15 protein-coding genes are annotated in these 15,135 nt (G+C 69.0%); 7 read left to right on the top strand and 8 right to left on the bottom strand.

Annotated elements, in window-relative coordinates:
• Positions 1–479: ArsR/SmtB family transcription factor (locus VLK61_RS27825; RefSeq protein ID WP_325426187.1), on the bottom strand; the 479-nt coding region annotated here is incomplete at its 3' end.
• 77 nt (positions 480–556) lie between these two features.
• On the opposite strand from VLK61_RS27825, the gene VLK61_RS27820 reads away from it, so the two are divergent.
• From VLK61_RS27820 to VLK61_RS27805, 4 genes are all read left to right on the top strand, one after another.
• Positions 557–904 (top strand): NIPSNAP family protein, encoded by a 348-nt coding sequence (locus tag VLK61_RS27820; protein ID WP_325426185.1) that lies wholly within the window; start codon positions 557–559, stop codon positions 902–904.
• Positions 901–1,272 (top strand): antibiotic biosynthesis monooxygenase family protein, encoded by a 372-nt coding sequence (locus tag VLK61_RS27815; RefSeq protein WP_325426183.1) that lies wholly within the window; start codon positions 901–903, stop codon positions 1,270–1,272. Before VLK61_RS27820 ends, VLK61_RS27815 begins: the two co-directional genes overlap by 4 nt.
• A 119-nt stretch (positions 1,273–1,391) precedes the next feature.
• The gene (locus VLK61_RS27810; RefSeq protein ID WP_325426181.1) at positions 1,392–2,660 is read left to right on the top strand and encodes an HD-GYP domain-containing protein; all 1,269 of its coding nucleotides are present in this window, start codon (positions 1,392–1,394) and stop codon (positions 2,658–2,660) included.
• 222 nt (positions 2,661–2,882) lie between these two features.
• Complete coding sequence (locus tag VLK61_RS27805; protein WP_325426179.1) at positions 2,883–4,295, top strand: Dyp-type peroxidase; 1,413 nt, start codon at positions 2,883–2,885, stop codon at positions 4,293–4,295.
• A gap of 130 nt (positions 4,296–4,425) precedes the next feature.
• Here VLK61_RS27805 and VLK61_RS27800 read toward each other — a convergent pair whose 3' ends face one another.
• From VLK61_RS27800 to VLK61_RS27780, 5 genes are all read right to left on the bottom strand, one after another.
• Complete coding sequence (locus VLK61_RS27800; protein WP_325426177.1) at positions 4,426–4,767, bottom strand: translation initiation factor Sui1; 342 nt, start codon at positions 4,765–4,767, stop codon at positions 4,426–4,428.
• An 813-nt stretch (positions 4,768–5,580) separates the two neighbouring features.
• Positions 5,581–6,804, bottom strand: coding sequence for a M20 family metallopeptidase (locus VLK61_RS27795; RefSeq protein WP_325426175.1), 1,224 nt, complete (start codon positions 6,802–6,804; stop codon positions 5,581–5,583).
• Between the two features lie 17 nt (positions 6,805–6,821).
• Positions 6,822–8,591, bottom strand: a complete 1,770-nt coding sequence (gene uraD / locus VLK61_RS27790; protein WP_325426173.1) for a 2-oxo-4-hydroxy-4-carboxy-5-ureidoimidazoline decarboxylase — start codon at positions 8,589–8,591, stop codon at positions 6,822–6,824.
• 2 nt (positions 8,592–8,593) lie between these two features.
• Entirely contained in the window at positions 8,594–9,586 is a 993-nt protein-coding gene (gene puuE, locus VLK61_RS27785; protein WP_325426171.1) for an allantoinase PuuE, read from the bottom strand.
• 14 nt (positions 9,587–9,600) lie between these two features.
• Positions 9,601–10,377: a GntR family transcriptional regulator gene (locus tag VLK61_RS27780; RefSeq protein WP_325426169.1), complete on the bottom strand. Its 777-nt coding sequence runs from the start codon at positions 10,375–10,377 to the stop codon at positions 9,601–9,603.
• Between the two features lie 125 nt (positions 10,378–10,502).
• Here VLK61_RS27780 and uraH point away from each other — a divergent pair, with 125 nt between their 5' ends.
• The gene (gene uraH / locus VLK61_RS27775; RefSeq protein ID WP_325426167.1) at positions 10,503–10,859 is read left to right on the top strand and encodes a hydroxyisourate hydrolase; all 357 of its coding nucleotides are present in this window, start codon (positions 10,503–10,505) and stop codon (positions 10,857–10,859) included.
• Between the two features lie 237 nt (positions 10,860–11,096).
• Positions 11,097–12,350 (top strand): urate hydroxylase PuuD, encoded by a 1,254-nt coding sequence (locus tag VLK61_RS27770; protein WP_325426165.1) that lies wholly within the window; start codon positions 11,097–11,099, stop codon positions 12,348–12,350.
• Positions 12,351–12,363: 13 nt separating this feature from the next.
• On the opposite strand, the gene VLK61_RS27765 is transcribed toward VLK61_RS27770, so the two are convergent.
• Positions 12,364–12,948 (bottom strand): hypothetical protein, encoded by a 585-nt coding sequence (locus VLK61_RS27765; protein ID WP_325426164.1) that lies wholly within the window; start codon positions 12,946–12,948, stop codon positions 12,364–12,366.
• Positions 12,949–13,069: 121 nt separating this feature from the next.
• Positions 13,070–14,068, bottom strand: coding sequence for a LysR family transcriptional regulator (locus VLK61_RS27760; protein WP_325426162.1), 999 nt, complete (start codon positions 14,066–14,068; stop codon positions 13,070–13,072).
• Positions 14,069–14,132: 64 nt separating this feature from the next.
• On the opposite strand from VLK61_RS27760, the gene VLK61_RS27755 reads away from it, so the two are divergent.
• Positions 14,133–15,128, top strand: coding sequence for a serine aminopeptidase domain-containing protein (locus VLK61_RS27755; protein ID WP_325426160.1), 996 nt, complete (start codon positions 14,133–14,135; stop codon positions 15,126–15,128).
• Positions 15,129–15,135: the final 7 nt, after the last annotated feature.

The raw sequence follows: 15,135 nt of genomic DNA, 5'->3' as shown, positions 1-15,135 counted from the left end.
ATGCCGAAATCGTGGAAGAAGGCCTCGCCCTGCGCCGTCAGCGCCGGGTGCTGCGCATCGCCGCGCGGGCCACCGAGCAACTGGCGCTGCAGCAGGCTGTCGAAGACCTGCACGCCATAGTCGCCGGCCAGGTGGTCGTAGCACATGCGGGCGCTGCGCAGCGCCGGCTCCCGCGGGCTGGAGCGCAGGCGCACCGCGCCGGCGCGGAAGGCCACGCCCATCAGGCTTTCCAACAGGTGGGCCACGTCGGCATCGGCCAGCTGGTAGTAGCGGTGCCGGCCCTGGGCTTGCATCTGCAGCAGCTGCGCCTCCAGCAGCTTGGCCAGGTGTGCGCTGGCGGTCTGCTTGGTGATGCCGGCGATGCCGGCCAGCTCGGTGGCGGTGAGCGCCTGGCCGCCGGTGAGTGCGGACAGCATCTCGGCGCGGGCCGTATCGCCGATCAGCGCGGCGACGCGGGCAATGTGCGGACCGTCTTTCATGGTTCGATGTTAGACGAACCATTCATGCCGCCGCACCGCTTACGCTGCAGGCCTCACCTACCGGAGACTTTCCCGCCATGCCCGTCACCTGCATCATCCGCTACGAAATCGACCCCTTCCAGCGCGACGCCTTCCAGGCCTATGCCGAAGCCTGGGGCCGCATCATCCCGCGCTGCGGCGGCCACCTGCTCGGCTACTTCCTGCCGCACGAGGGCACCAACAACATCGCCTGGGGCCTGATCTCGTTCGGCAGCCTGGCGGACTACGAGGCCTACCGCGCGCGGCTGCGCGCGGACCCGGAAGGCCGCGCGAACTTTGCCTTCGCGCAGGAGAAGCGGCTGATCCTGCGCGAGGAGCGCAACTTCGTCGCCGGCGTCGAAGGGACGCTGAACCAGGCGGCGCATCCGCAAGGTCGGCCGGCATGATCGCGGTGATCTTCGAGCTGCAGCCGAACGCGGGCCAGGCGCAGGCCTATTTCGACACCGCCGCGGCATTGCGGCCCTTGCTGGAACAGATCGACGGCTTCATCACGGTCGAGCGTTTCGAGAGCCTGGCCACACCGGGCAAGTACTTGTCGCTGTCGTTCTGGCGCGATGAGGCTGCCGTGCAGCAATGGCGAAACATTGAAGCGCACCGCATGGCGCAGGCAGCGGGCCGCGCCGGCATCTTCGCGGACTACCGCTTGCGGGTGGCCGAGGTGACGCGTGACTACGGCCTCGACGATCGGCCGCAGGCGCCGGCGGATTCGCAGCAATGGCACGGCGGGCCCTTGGCAGCCGCGCCGACAGCCTGATCCGCTGGACGCGACAGTTGCATCTGCTCACCGAGCCACCACTCCGGTCACCAATGGGGCCTCAGCGGCCGCTGCGCAGGGGCCGAAAACCTGGCGTCACCCACCCCAGGAGTGCAGCCATGAACGCGCCCGCCCCCAAGACCGGTTTCTCCACCGCCAACCCGCATGCCCTGGCCACCATCCTGGAGGCCAGCCAGACCAAGAGCATCATCGCGTCGCGCGACATCTTCGACATCTCGGGCACCAAGCTGTGGGCCCGCGACATGCCCGTGTCCAGCGCGCTGCAGCGCAAGCTGCTGGACCGACGCCTGCGCCACCCGCTGGAAAGCTGCCTGCTGGCCGAAGACGGCGTCACATCGGTCTCGCTGGTCAAGGCCACCGAGCAGATGCTGGCGCGTGATTCGGCGCTCTCCGCCGTGCTGCGCCCGCATGCCGCGCGGCTGATGCAGGAGGCCGGCCACCTGCCGCTGCACCCGGTGGCGCAGCTGCTGCTGACGGCCGGCCAGGCGTCGCGGCCGGAGAGCTTCGAGCATGCGCTGCAGGCCATGGCGCTGAACGGCGCGCTGATGATCGCGCACGGCGGCGGCATCGCCGAGTTGCGCGTGGCCATGGTCTGCGGCCTGCTGCACGACCTGGGCGAGATGTACATCGATCCGCACTACGGCGAAGCCGATGCCGACCGCGCGCTGGACTTCCAGAGCTACCAGCACCTGGTGGTGCACCCGCACGTCGGCAGCCTGCTGATTTCCCAACTGACGAATTACCCGGCCACGGTGGCGCGGGCGATTGCCGAGCACCATGAACGGCTCGACGGTTCGGGCTACCCGCATGGCCTGCGCAGCGAGCAGGTCTCGCCGCAGGGCCGGCTGCTGGCGGTGACCGAAGCCGCGCTGGGCGTGATGCGCAACGGCCACCCGCAGCTGGCACGCGCCAGCGTCGCGCTGCGCGTGGTGCCGGGTGAATTCGACCTCAGCTGGGTCGGCCGCATTTCATCGGCCGCGCGCGTGCAGCCCGCGTTGCAGGCGAGGCTGACGGCGGAGGCCATCCAGCACCGCATCAGCACGCTGGACGCCGCGCTGCAGGCCGCGCAGGACCGTGTCAGCGAACTGGCCGAGAGCGCCACCGCGCCGACGCTGGTCGATGCGCTGGGCCTGGCCCAGCACCTGCTGCGCCGCCTGCGCACTGGCTGGTACGCCAGCGGCTTGTGGGCCCAGGGAACAGTGAGCGCGCAAGACGCCGCCGAAGTGGAAGCGGTGGAAGACGAGTTGCTGTTCCGCCTGCGCACCATCCAGCGTGCCACCTTGCTGCGTGCCGGCGAGCTGGGCCCGGACGATGCGCAGCGGCTGCAGACCCTGTGCGACGGGCTGGTGGCCAGCGCCACCGACTGACGCCGGCACCGGGCAGCGGAGGCCCGCGCGCTCATCCACCGCCGAGTGGATGTCGCGGGCCGGCGGGCCGCGTGATCATGCAGACGGGCACTGCGGGTGTGTCCATCCAGCCGCCACCGCGGCAACGCATGAGGAGACTGCATGGCCACGCCCTATCCCGCATCGATGCCGCTGCGCATCCAGGCCCGCAACCGGCGCGCCTGAGCCATGCCGGAGAAGCCGATGCCCATCGACCTGAGCCGGCCGCTGGCCTGGAAACAGGCCGGCGCCGAGCAACGGGCCATGCTGCAGGACCTGCAGGCCAACATTCTGAAGGGCCACGGCCGCAAGCACACCGCCCACCTGTTCCTGCATTTCAGCGAGGCCGAGCCGGCCCGCCGCTGGCTGCACCAGCTGGCCGCGCAGCTGACCAGCGCGCAGCAGCAACTGCGCAACAGCGAGACCTTCAAGCGCACCCAGCGCCCGGGGGGCCTGGTGACGCTGCTGTTCCTGACCCATGCGGGTTACCAGGCCCTGGGCGTGGCCCCGGCGGCCACGCCCAGCGATGCCGCCTTCGCCGACGGCATGGCGCAACGCCGCAAGCATCTGAACGACCCTGCGCCCAAGACCTGGGACAGCCACCTGCAGGGCCCGCTGCACGCGATGGTGCTGCTGGCCGACCTCACGGCGCCCGCGGTCAGGCAGGCGCGCAAGGCGCTGCTGGCCACGCTGCCGGCACCGGTGCAACTGGTCGGTGAAGAAACCGGGCTGGGCATGGCGTCGCTGCTGAGTCCAAGCGAAGGTATCGAACACTTCGGTTACGTCGACGGCCGCAGCCAGCCCCTGATGCTGGAGGAGGACATCGCCCGCGAACGCGATGAACGCGATGGCACCTCCGTCTGGGATCCGGCCTTCGGGCTGGACACCGCACTGGTCAAGGACCCCGGCGGCCGCACGCCGCACAGCTTTGGCAGCTACTTCGTGTTCCGCAAGCTGGAGCAGAACGTGCGCGGCTTCAAACAGGCGGAAAGCCGGCTCGCCAAGGCACTGGGGCTGACCGGCGAAGACGCCGCACGCGCCGGCGCGATGATGGTCGGCCGCTTCCCCGACGGCACGCCGGTGGTGCTGCAGAAAGCCGCCGGCGCGAACAGCCCGGTGCCGAACAACTTCGACTACCTCGATGACGCCGGCGGCGCCAAGTGCCCCTTCCACAGCCACATCCGCAAGACCAACCCGAGGGGGGAAACCGGTGCCCTGGGCGCCACCATCGAACATGAGCGTGCGCACCTGATGCCACGCCGAGGCATCACCTATGGCCAACGCAGCCGCCACCCGAATGCGCCGTCACAACGCAGCGCAGACCTGCCGACCCAGGGCGTGGGCCTGCTGTTCATGGCCTACCAGGCCAACATCGCCAACCAGTTCGAGTTCACGCAGGCCGCGTGGGCCAACAACCCGGTTTTCGCCAAATCGGCACCGCGCACCGGCATCGACCCCCTCATCGGCCAGGGCCCGGCCGGCGGCCAGCGCTGCCCGCTGCACTGGGGCGGCACAGCAGCCTCGCCGCGCAAGGCGGTGGACTTCCGGGGCTTCGTGACGATGAAGGGCGGCGAGTACTTCTTCGCACCGTCGATCTCGGCGCTGAAGACGATCTGACGCGTCTTTTGCGCGTCTTTTGCGCGTCGCTGGCCACACCGCCGGCCTGCACAGCATGGCCTGCCAGGTCAGGATGCGCGGCAACAGGACCTGGCGTGGCGACGATGCTATCCGTGCGCGTTGTGCTGCCTCAGCCGCCGGCGCGCTTGACGGTCCAGCCTTGATCGCGCAGATACGCCATCACCTTGTCCAGGTGTTCGCCCTGAACTTCGATGATGCCGTCCTTCACGCTGCCGCCTGCGCCGCACAAGGCCTTCAGCCGCTTGGCCAGCTCGGCCAGCGCCACATCGTCCAACGGCACGCCGCGCACCACCGTGACAGCCTTGCCGCGCCGGCTCTGGGTTTCACGCGAGACCCGCACCACGCCGTCGCCGGCCGGCCGCGGCGCGGCCTGTTTGCAGACACAAGCCGCCTTCGGCTGGCCACAGGCCGGGCAGATGCGGCCGCTGTCGGTGGAATAGACCAGAGCCATCGAACTTCAGGGCTTGTTGGGGGAACAGAGTCCGGATCCTACGACCGCGCAGAGGCGAAGGGCGCTCGATGTGGCAGGCAGGCCATCGAGAAACTGCCGAGCGCGCAGCCCGGTGAGGGTCAGCCAGCGGCCCGTTGCGGTCTTTCGGTCGGAGGCGCTATTCGATGCCGGTGTACTTGGAAGTGGCCGGGATTCCGCCCCGGCGGGCGGGTCACTTCTTTCTGCTGGCTCAGAAAGAAGTAACCAAGAAAGAGAGCCTAAAACCGAACGTTCATCCGTGCATCCGCACGCGCCGTGCAGCCGCGCCACTGGCGGCACGTCCCCGGCGTTCTCAATACCCCGAACCGTCGGTCACCAGATTGGCACATATCACGCCCTGGCATTCGAAAGCAGGGCGCCGCTTTCACCGCTCGCAGGGCGCCTTGCGCCCATTCGTCCCGAGGCTTGCACGCTTTCGCATGCCAGTGCGGTTTTATTGCCAATCTGGTGACCGACGGTTCGGGGTATTAAGAATGCCAGGGGCGTGTTCACAATTGTGCTTCCGTGCTGGAGTGACGGAGGCACAAATGGACGTTTGGGTTTTCAGGGCCACTTCCTTGGTTACTTTCTTCTGGCCCTGCAGAAGCAAGCGAAGCTGGGGTCCGCTCACTTCGCGCAGCGAAGTTATGCGGACACCAAAGTGACTCGCCTGCCGGGGCGAAATCCCGGCGCAGTGCAACGAAGAATCACCGCCCAAGGCAACACAGACCAATCGTCCGCTTCAAGCGAACATCAACGACCGCAACGCGCCGCAAGCCGTCGCAGGCGCCGCGATCAGGCCAGCAGATCGAACAGCGTGCGCGCCACCACCTTCGTGGCGCGACGCAGGTCCTCGAGCACCAGGTGTTCATCGGCCCGCTTGGCATTGCTCTCGAACACCGTGCGCGGCCCGGCGCCGTAGATCGCCGCCGGCACGCCGGCCGCAGCGTACAGCCGCACATCGGTGTACAGCGGCGTGCCCGAGGTCGGAATCGCTTCGCCGAACACCGCCGCGCCGTGCTTCTGCAGCGCCTGCACCAGCGGCGCACTGCGCGCATCGGGCTGCCACGCCGTGGCCAGCAGCAGGCGCTTGATCTCGACGCGCAGGCCGGGATAACCGGCTGCCGCCTCGGCAATCACGCGGCGCACGTCGGCCTCGACCTCGGCCGGGTTCTCCTCGGGGATCATGCGGCGGTCCAGCTTGAACACCACGCTGCCGGGCACCACGTTGGTGTTGGTGCCGCCATCGATGCGGCCGACGTTCAGGTAGGGATGGTTGATGCCTTCCACCTTGGAGCGCACCGCGCGATAACGCACATTCTGCTCGTACAAGGCATTCAGGATGCGCACCGCACCCTGCAGCGCGTCGATGCCGGTATCGGGGATCGCGGCATGGGCCATCTTGCCGTGCACCGTCACTTCCATCTGCAGGCAGCCGTTGTGCGCCGTGATCACCTGGTAGCTGAAACCGGCGGCCAGCAGGTAGTCGGGCTTCGTCAGCTGGTTGGCCAGCAGCCAGCCCGGGCCCAGTTCACCGCCGAACTCCTCGTCATAGGTGAAGTGCAGTTCCACCGCGCCCTTCAAGGACGCGCCCAGCGATTCCAGTGCCCGCAGCGCGAAGGTGTAGCTCGCGAAGTCGCTCTTGCTCACCGCCGACGCGCGGCCGTAGAGCTTGCCGTCGACCACCTCGGCGCCGTATGGGTCGTGCGTCCAGCCGGCGCCGGGCGGCACCACGTCACCGTGCGCGTTCAGCGCGATCGTCGGCCCCGCGCCGAAGCGGCGGCGCACGATCAGGTTGGTGATCGACTGCAGCCCGCAGGCCTGGACCTGCTGCGCCGGCACCGGGTGCTTCTCCGCCGTCAGCCCAAACGCGGCCAGCAGCTCGGCCGTGCGTTCGGCATGCGGTGCGTTGTTGCCGGGCGGCGTGTCGGTGGGCACGCGCACCAGGGCTTGCAGGAATTGCACTTCGGCGTCGAAGTGCGCGTCGACCCAGTGGTCGAGTCGTTCGTAATCGTTCATGGTGTGGGGTCCGTCCCTTATTCCAAGCCTTGTTCCAGCAGATGCCCGAAGGCCCGCACGGCGAGTTCGATGTCGTCGTTGGTCACGGCTTCCAGCGGGTTGTGGCTGATGCCGGCATTCATGCCGCGCACGAAGAGCATGGCCTGCGGCATCACTTCATGCAATTTCATCGCGTCATGGCCCGCGCCGCTGGGCATGCGGTGCACCGGCAGGCCCAGCGCTGCCACGGCCCGTTCCCAGCGCTGTTGCCAGGCCGGTGCGCTGGGCGCCGCGGCGGCGCGCATGGTCTCTTCGAGCGTGTGGCGCACGCCGCGCCGTTCGCCGATGCGCTCCAGCTCGGCCAGCACGTCGGCGGTGCAGGCCTCGCGCACGGCATCGGTGGTGGCGCGGATGTCCAGGCTGAAGCGGCAGCGGCCGGGCACGACGTTGATCGAGCCGCCGGGCACTTCCAGCATGCCGACGGTGCCGACCAGGTGCGGCTCGCTGGCCGCTCTTTTTTCAAGGTAGAGCAGCAGCTCGGCCACGGCCGCAGCGGCATCCCGCCGCCGGTCCATCGGCGTGGTGCCGGCATGGCTGGCCATGCCGATGGCTTCGCCGACATAGCGCACGCTGCCGTTGATCGAAGTGACCACGCCCAGCGGCAGGTCGATTTCGTTGAGCACCGGACCCTGCTCGATGTGCACCTCGACAAAACCCAGGTAGCGCGCCGGGTTGCGCTGGAGCTTGGCGATGTCGGCGATGCACAGCCCGGCATGTTCCATCGCCGCGCGCATGGTCACGCCGTCGGCATCGCGCTGCGCCAACCAGTTGTTGTCGAAGTGGCCGGTCAAGGCGCCCGAGCCGAGGAAGGTGGCCTTGTAGCGCTGGCCTTCCTCTTCGGCAAAACCCACGACCTCGATACCGAAGGGCAGGCGCCGGCCCGCGGCCTTGAGCGCACGCACGCAGGCCATGGGCACGAAGATGCCGAGGCGCCCGTCGTACTTGCCGCCGTTGCGCACGGTGTCGTAATGGCTGCCGGTCAGCAGGCGCGGGGCCGTCAAGTCGCTGCCGTCGTAGACGCCGACGACATTGCCCACCGCATCGATCTCGACCCGGTCGAAGCCACAGTCCTCGCGCATCCAGTGGGCCAGGCGCTGCGCGCAGGCGCGGTGCGCATCGGTCAGGTAGGTCACGGTGAGCTGGCCGCGCTCGGCATAGCCGGGGTCGCTGTGCAGCGCGAGCTTCTCGGCCCAGTCCCAGACCAGGTTGCCCTGCGTTGGTTCGTGGCCGAACTTGTCGTTCAGGCGCAGCTCGGCGATGCGGTGGATGTTGCGCAGGCACTCCTCGCGCTCGTAGTCCACCGGGTGGGTCAGGCGGCGCTCGAACGTGCTGATGATCTCGTGGCGCGTGAGCCCCAGGCCACGCGGCCCGCGCACCGCCAGGATGAAGGGGAAACGGAAGCGGGCGTTGTAGTCGGCGTTCAGGCGCTGCAGCGTCGCGAACTCTTCGGGCGTGCAGTCGGCCAGGCCGGCTTTGCCCTGTTCGTTCGTCGATTCGGCGGTGAGCGTCTTGCTCACCATGGCCTTGCCGGCCAGTTCCGGGTGGGCGCGGATCAGCGCGAGCTGCGCGGCCAGCCCGGCCTCGCGCACCACCTGCACCAGCGCCAGCTTCAGCTGGGCCAGGCTGGCGAAGGGCCGCTGCGCCGCGGCACGCTCGGCGATCCACGGTGAATGTTCGTAGGTGCCGTCCAGCAGCGTGGCGACATCGGCCGCGCTGGCGGCGCTGTTCAGGTGCGCAAGGCTCAACATGCTCATTCCCAGACGAAGGCAGTGCCGGCATCGAAGGGATGCACGCTCTTCCAGTGGCGCGCGATGTCGATGCGGCGGGTGATCCAGACGCGGTCGTGGCGCTGCACGTGGTCGAGAAAACGCTGCAGCGCACGCAGGCGGCCCGGGCGGCCGAGCAGCCGGCAGTGCATGCCGATGCTCATCATCGCCGGGCGTTCGTCACCCTCGGCGTAATGCACGTCGAAAGCATCGCGCAGGTACTCGAAGAACTCGTCACCATGGCTGAAGCCCTGCGGCAGCGCGAAGCGCATGTCGTTGCAGTCCAGTGTGTAGGGCAGCACCAGCTGCGGCGCCAGGCTGCCGTCGGACCTTTTCACCTGCAGCCAGAACGGCAGGTCGTCGCCGTAGTAGTCACTGTCGTATTCGAAGCCGCCGTGCTCGGCCAGCAGGCGGCGGGTGTTCGGGCTGTCGCGGCCGGTGTACCAGCCCAGGCCGTGCACCCGCCCGGCTTCGCCGCGTGCGCCGCCGGTGAGCTGCTCGAGCAGCGCCAGGCCGCGCTGCAGGTGCTCACGCTCAGTGGCTTCGTCCATGCCCTGGTAGTGGATCCAGCGCCAGCCATGACAGGCGACCTCGTGGCCGAGTTCGACGAAGGCCGCGGTGACCTCGGGGCAGCGCTGCAGTGCCATCGAGACGCCGAACACCGTCAACGGCAGGCCGCGGCGTTCGAACTCGCGCAGGATGCGCCAGACGCCCACGCGCGAGCCGTATTCGTAGATGCCCTCCATGCTCAGGTGCCGCGCCGGGTAGGACGCGGGGTTGAACATCTCGGAGAGGAATTGTTCGCTGCCGGCGTCGCCGTGCAGCACGGAGTTTTCGCCGCCCTCTTCGTAGTTCAGCACGAACTGCAGCGCCACCCGCGCCCGGCCGGGCCACATCGCGGCGGGCGGCTTGCGGCCGTAGCCGCGCAGGTCGCGTGGATAACGTTCTATGTCAGCGGCAGAGGAGGGTGTGCTCATTGGAGGGCTCGTGGTCAATCGTGGGGCCGCAAGGCGGTGGCCAGGTCCGGCGTGCGCGGATCCAGCCGCAGGTTGCGTTCGACGCTGTGCAAATGCTGGGCCACCAGCCGCACGGCGGCCCGCGCATCGCGCCGGGCCAGCGCCTGGACGATCTGCTCATGCTCGCGCTGTGAGGCCTCGGCGGAGTGGGCCGACTGGAACATCAGCGCAATCAGCGAGGAGCGGTTCAGCAGATCGGCCAGCAACTGCGCCAGCACCGCATTGCCGAACAGCTGCGCCAGCAACACATGGAAGTCGGCCAGCAGGCGCGTGCGGCCCGGCACGTCAGTGCGCGCCACCGCTTCGCGTTCCTGCGCCAGATGGTCGCGCAGCAGTGCCAGCTGCGCATCGGTGATGCGCGCGCAGAGCTGGCGCACCAGCGCGCTTTCGAGCATCTCGCGCAGCTCGAAGACCTGGCGCGCTTCTTCGGCACTGGGCGTGGCGACACAGGCACCGCGCGCCGGCGTCAGCGTGACCAGGCGGTCGCGGCTGAGCTGGTTCAGCGCCTGGCGCACGATGGTGCGCGAGACCTTGAACAGGTCGGCGATCTTCTGCTCGGCCAGCTTGGTGCCAGGCATCAGCCGGCGTTCGACGATGGCGGTGGTGACGGCCAGCACGATGCGCTGCGTGCTGCCCGCCACCGAGGCGGGCGCGGCGGGGGCCGGCGCCGCCGGCGTGGCAGCACGCCGCGGCCGCCGGGCGGACGGGCTGGCGGCGGACACGACCTGGAGGCTGGCGCGGCTGCGCGGCATGGCGGTGGGCGGCTGAATCGGGTTGACGGGCCTGGCAAAGTGTATACACTTTTGCGACGAACTCAAACCACCATGCCGCCGCCCCGGCGGCGGCCACCCCGACAGCTCGCGGCAAGGAAGACCCGATGGCACACCTCAGCACCCATGTGCTCGACACGATGAACGGCTGCCCCGCCGCCGGCATGCGGGTGACGCTGCAGCGCCTGGACGGTGCCCAGGTGCTGACGCTGAAGGCACTGACCCTCAACAATGACGGCCGCAGCGCCGACGGCCCGCTGCTCGACGCGCAGGCCATGGCCGCTGGCCGCTACCGCCTGCTGTTCGAGGTGGCGCCGTATTTCCGCGCCCGCGGCGTCACACTGCCCGAACCGCCCTTCATCGACACCGTGACGCTGGACTTCGGCATCGCCGATGCGGCCGGGCACTACCACGTGCCCTTGCTGGTCAGCCCCTGGGCCTACTCCACTTACCGCGGCTCCTGAAGCCATCCGGCACGGCGCTTGCGTGGCAGCACAGGACCTTCGTACCGTATCGTCCGGTCCAGGACCTGGAAAGCCCGCAATCGCCATCGACCGGAAGTTGTATACACTTTGCACACGTCGCCGCGGCGCCCGCCCTCATCCGGCGGTCGCGACGTTCGCTCCTCACAGAGCCCGCTGTGGTGAGGGGAAGCGCAGCGATGAAGCGTCGCTGCACCTTCCCCTGCTCTCGAGGCCGTGATGGACGCTTACCTGCTGGACTGGGTCAACCTGCTGCTGCGCTGGGCCCACGTGATCGTGGCGATTGCCTGGATCGGCTCGTCGTTCTACTTCGTCTTCCTCGACAACAGCCTGACGCCGCCCGCTGCGCCAGACCTGAAGGCCAAGGGCGCGACCTTCGACGGGCAGGCGGACCTGCCGACCGCCGATGGGCAGGCGGACCTGCCCGATGGCGAGTTGTGGGCCGTGCACGGTGGCGGTTTCTACCACCCGCAGAAGTACATCGTGGCGCCGAAGGCGCTGCCCGAAAACCTGCACTGGTTCTACTGGGAGAGCTACAGCACCTGGCTGACCGGCTTTGCGCTGTTCACGGTGCTGTACCTGTTCAACGCCGGCAGCTTCCTGATCGACAAGAACGTGCACGACTGGCCACCGGCCGTGGCCATTGCCGCGGCGCTGGGTTTCCTGGCCGCGTTCTGGCTCGTCTATGACCTGATCTGCCGCGCCTTCGGCCAGCGCCCCGGCGGCGACCGCATCGTTGGTGCCGGTGTGCTGCTGTTCGTGATCGCTGCATCCTGGCTGGCCTGCCAGCTGTTTGCCGGCCGCGCGGCCTTCCTGCTGGTCGGCGCCATGCTGGCCACCGCGATGAGCGCCAACGTGTTCTTCTGGATCATTCCCGGCCAGCGCACGGTGATCGCGCAGATGAAGGCCGGGCAGGCCGTGGACCCGGTGCACGGCCAACGCGCCAAGCAGCGCAGCGTGCACAACACCTACTTCACGTTGCCGGTGCTGGTGGCGATGCTGTCCAACCACTACGGCTGGCTCTACCAGGGCCGGCACAACTGGGCCGTGCTGGTGCTGCTGATGCTGGCCGGCGCCTTGATCCGGCACAGCTTCGTGGCCCGCCACAAGGCGCTGGTGCAGGGCCAGCGCGTGCCCTGGGAACATGCCGTGGCCGGCACCCTGCTGCTGCTTGGGCTGGCGGTGTGGCTGGCGCCTTCGCCGTCGGCAGGCACAGCGGCGGCCGCCAAGCCGCTGGTCTTTGCCGAACTCAAGGCGGTGATCGATCAACGCTGCGTGATGTGCCACAACGCGCAGCTGCAGCAGAAGAACGTGGCGCTGCACACGCCCGAGCTGTTGAAGCAACATGCGCAGACGATCTATCAGCAGGCCGTGGTGCTGAAGCTGATGCCGCTGAACAACGCGACGCAGATCACCGAGGATGAACGGGCGCTGATCAAACGCTGGTTCGAGGCCGGGGCGCCGCTTCGATGAAGCAGGCAGAAAACTACGGGTGGATGCTGGACAGGTCCGTGCGCACGCCGTTGAAGAGATAGGCCTGCATGCGCGCCAGGTTGCGCGTATCCGCCTTGAGCCATGCATCGGTCTTCAGGTACTCGTCCTGGTAGGCAGGCAAGGTCTTGAACTCCTGCTGGTAGCCGCAGGCCACGGTCAACCACTGCGTCGCGCCTTCGACCTGGAACGGGTGCTGTCCACCAACCATGTAGTAGGTCGGGTAGAAGGACTCGTGAGAGAGCCAGTGGAGGTACTCGTGGGACAGCACCATGAGCTGCTGACGCCGCGTGTAGCCCTGGACTTTCGGCGACAGGTAGATCTTGCGTTTCTCGTGGGAAAACACCGGCGTCACGAAACCCAGCACGCCGTCGATGAACGCCCCGGCTTCTTCCTTGAACTGGTTGGAAGGCTTGAACACGATGTCGTAGATGAACCGGAACGCCTGCTGCCACTGCGTTTCATCGGCAAAGATCGCGATGTCGGAGGCCTTGTAGGCCAGCAGGCCTTTGGGAATGTGCTGGCCATGGGCCTTCTGGACGGCAGCCATGGCTTCAGTCATGTCGGCGAGGTTGGGCATGACGACGATCTCCCGCGAAGAAAGAGGCCCGCCAACTGTACATCACGATGCGCAGCAACGAGCATTTGATAACACCCAACGCGACTGGTAATGGGCACCCTTGTCGACAGCCCATCGGTCATCAGTCCGCGGCATCGACCGCGCAGGCTTCGCGCACGAACTTCACCAGCTCGCGTGCACTGCGCGGCGCGGTGGCAATCGGCATCGTCAGCGCCTGCAAGGTGTCGCCCTCGGCGACCGGCAGGCGCCAGCCGGGCAGCAGGTCCAGCAGCCGGCCGGCCTGCAGGTCGGCCCGCACGCAGTAGTCCGGCGCCAGCACCACGCCGCCGCCGGCGCGTGCCATCGCCACCAGGCTGTCCATGTCGTCGCCCCAGGTGCTGGGCGCCACCTCCACGGTGCAGGTCGTGCCGGCGTCGTCACGCCAGAGCAGCGGCACGGTCTCGGCCGCGGCCCCCAGCACCAGGCAGGGCAGCTGCGCCAGCGCCTGCGGATCGGGCAGCGGCGCCGCGCACACGCCCGGCGCGGCATAGGCGCCGATGCGCAGGCTCAGCACCGGCTGCGCCAACCAGTCGGGCGGCGGCTTGCGGGTGAGCCGGAAGGCCACGTCGATGCCTTCGCGCAGCAGGTCGATCGGGCGCTCGGTGAACAGCAGCTCGAAGCGCACCGCCGGGTGCCGAGCCTGGAAGCGGGCCAGCAAGGGCATCAGCAGCGCGCGGCCGAAGCTGGGCACCGCGGTGATGCGCAAGCGCCCTTCCAGCGCGCCGCGGCCGCTGCGCACGCTGCGCCGGGCGGCATCGGCTGCGTCATGCACACCGCGGGCGTAACCGGCCAGACGCCGGCCGGCGTCGGTAAGGCCCAGCGAGCGCGTGGTGCGCGCCAGCAGCGCCACGCCGGCCTGGGCTTCGATGGCCGCGATGCGCCGGCTCACCGCCGCACGCGTCAGCCCCAGCCGGCGCGCGGCTTCAGCAAAACTGCCGGCCGCCACCACCCGCGCGAACAGCTCCAGCGCATTGGCGTCCAGCGCCAGCAAGGTGCTGCGGCGGCGCTGCCGGTGGGTGGCGACATCCGGCGTGGCGGCGGCCGGCCGGGCTGTGCGGGTCGGCTTGATTGGTGAGTTCATGGAAGCAATATGTCAATCTGCAGTCGCCTAGTCAATGCCGGATTGACTGTCTAGAGTTCCCGCCATGACTACCGTGAACGCTTCCCCTGACCTGGCCGCGCTGGAAGCGGCGTTCGAGCAGCCGGCCGAGCCGATGGCGCCGACCCAGGCGCTGCCGCCCAGCCAGCGCCTGCTGTGCGACGACGGGACGCCGATCGCCGCCCGCTGGTACGAGCCGGCCACCCCCGCCCGCGCGGTGGCGGTGATCAGCCCGGCCACCGGCGTGCCGCAGCGCTACTACCGCCACTTCGCGACCTGGCTGGCGCAGCGCGGCTATGCGGTGCTGAGCTACGACTACCGCGGCATCGGCGAATCCCGCCGCGGGCCGCTGCACCAAGACCGCAGCCGCATGCGCGACTGGGGGTTGCAGGACATGAGCGCCGCGCTGGCCGAGGCCGAGCGCCGGCGTGCGCCGCGAAGTCTCCCGCTGTTGGTGATCGGCCACTCCTTCGGCGGCAACGCCGCCGGCCTGGCCCGTGGCTTCGACAAGGCCGATGCGCTGCTGACGCTGGGTGCGCAATCGGGCGACTGGCGCCACTGGTCGGGCCGCGGGCGCTGGGTCGCCTTCGCCTACTTCCACCTGATGCTGCCGGCGGTGAGCCACCTGTTCGGCCGCGCGCCCGGCTGGTCGCTCGGCGGCCGCGGCGACGGCCTGCCCAAGCAGGTGGCGCTGGAGTGGTCGCGCTGGGGCCGGCGCCGCGGCTACCTGTTCACCGATCCATCGCTGGCCGCTCACATCGATGGTTACCGTCGCTTCAGCGGCACCGCGCACCTGTGGAATGTCAGCGACGACCTGACCTATGGCCCGGCGCCGGCGGTGGATGCGCTGGCGGCCGAGTTCGCCACGGCCCGGATGCAGCGGCATGAGCTGAATCCGGCCACGCTGGGTCTCGGCTCGCTGGGCCACTTCGGCGCTTTCCGGCAGGCCGTGGGCGCGGTGGTGTGGCCGCGGCTGCTGGCGCCGATCGAAGCGGCAACCCCGGCGCTGGCCCGCGCGCTGGCGCAGCCGCGCGGCATGTAGCCCCCGG

The sequence above is a fragment of the Aquabacterium sp. genome (genome assembly GCF_035476535.1).
Classification (GTDB): Bacteria; Pseudomonadota; Gammaproteobacteria; order Burkholderiales; family Burkholderiaceae_C; genus Pseudaquabacterium.
The sequence above is the reverse complement of the archived record's forward strand: the minus strand, read 5'-3'. Positions and strand labels throughout refer to the sequence as shown.

Excerpts from the sequence above, each read along its gene's own strand:
- VLK61_RS27820 (WP_325426185.1), top strand. The coding sequence starts at position 557 with ATGCCCGTCACCTGCATCATCCGCTACGAAATCGACCCCTTCCAGCGC.
- VLK61_RS27815 (WP_325426183.1), top strand. The coding sequence starts at position 901 with ATGATCGCGGTGATCTTCGAGCTGCAGCCGAACGCGGGCCAGGCGCAG.
- VLK61_RS27810 (WP_325426181.1), top strand. The coding sequence starts at position 1,392 with ATGAACGCGCCCGCCCCCAAGACCGGTTTCTCCACCGCCAACCCGCAT.
- VLK61_RS27805 (WP_325426179.1), top strand. The coding sequence starts at position 2,883 with ATGCCCATCGACCTGAGCCGGCCGCTGGCCTGGAAACAGGCCGGCGCC.
- VLK61_RS27800 (WP_325426177.1), bottom strand. The coding sequence starts at position 4,767 with ATGGCTCTGGTCTATTCCACCGACAGCGGCCGCATCTGCCCGGCCTGT.
- VLK61_RS27795 (WP_325426175.1), bottom strand. The coding sequence starts at position 6,804 with ATGAACGATTACGAACGACTCGACCACTGGGTCGACGCGCACTTCGAC.
- uraD (WP_325426173.1), bottom strand. The coding sequence starts at position 8,591 with ATGTTGAGCCTTGCGCACCTGAACAGCGCCGCCAGCGCGGCCGATGTC.
- puuE (WP_325426171.1), bottom strand. The coding sequence starts at position 9,586 with ATGAGCACACCCTCCTCTGCCGCTGACATAGAACGTTATCCACGCGAC.
- VLK61_RS27780 (WP_325426169.1), bottom strand. The coding sequence starts at position 10,377 with ATGCCGCGCAGCCGCGCCAGCCTCCAGGTCGTGTCCGCCGCCAGCCCG.
- uraH (WP_325426167.1), top strand. The coding sequence starts at position 10,503 with ATGGCACACCTCAGCACCCATGTGCTCGACACGATGAACGGCTGCCCC.
- VLK61_RS27770 (WP_325426165.1), top strand. The coding sequence starts at position 11,097 with ATGGACGCTTACCTGCTGGACTGGGTCAACCTGCTGCTGCGCTGGGCC.
- VLK61_RS27765 (WP_325426164.1), bottom strand. The coding sequence starts at position 12,948 with ATGCCCAACCTCGCCGACATGACTGAAGCCATGGCTGCCGTCCAGAAG.
- VLK61_RS27760 (WP_325426162.1), bottom strand. The coding sequence starts at position 14,068 with ATGAACTCACCAATCAAGCCGACCCGCACAGCCCGGCCGGCCGCCGCC.
- VLK61_RS27755 (WP_325426160.1), top strand. The coding sequence starts at position 14,133 with ATGACTACCGTGAACGCTTCCCCTGACCTGGCCGCGCTGGAAGCGGCG.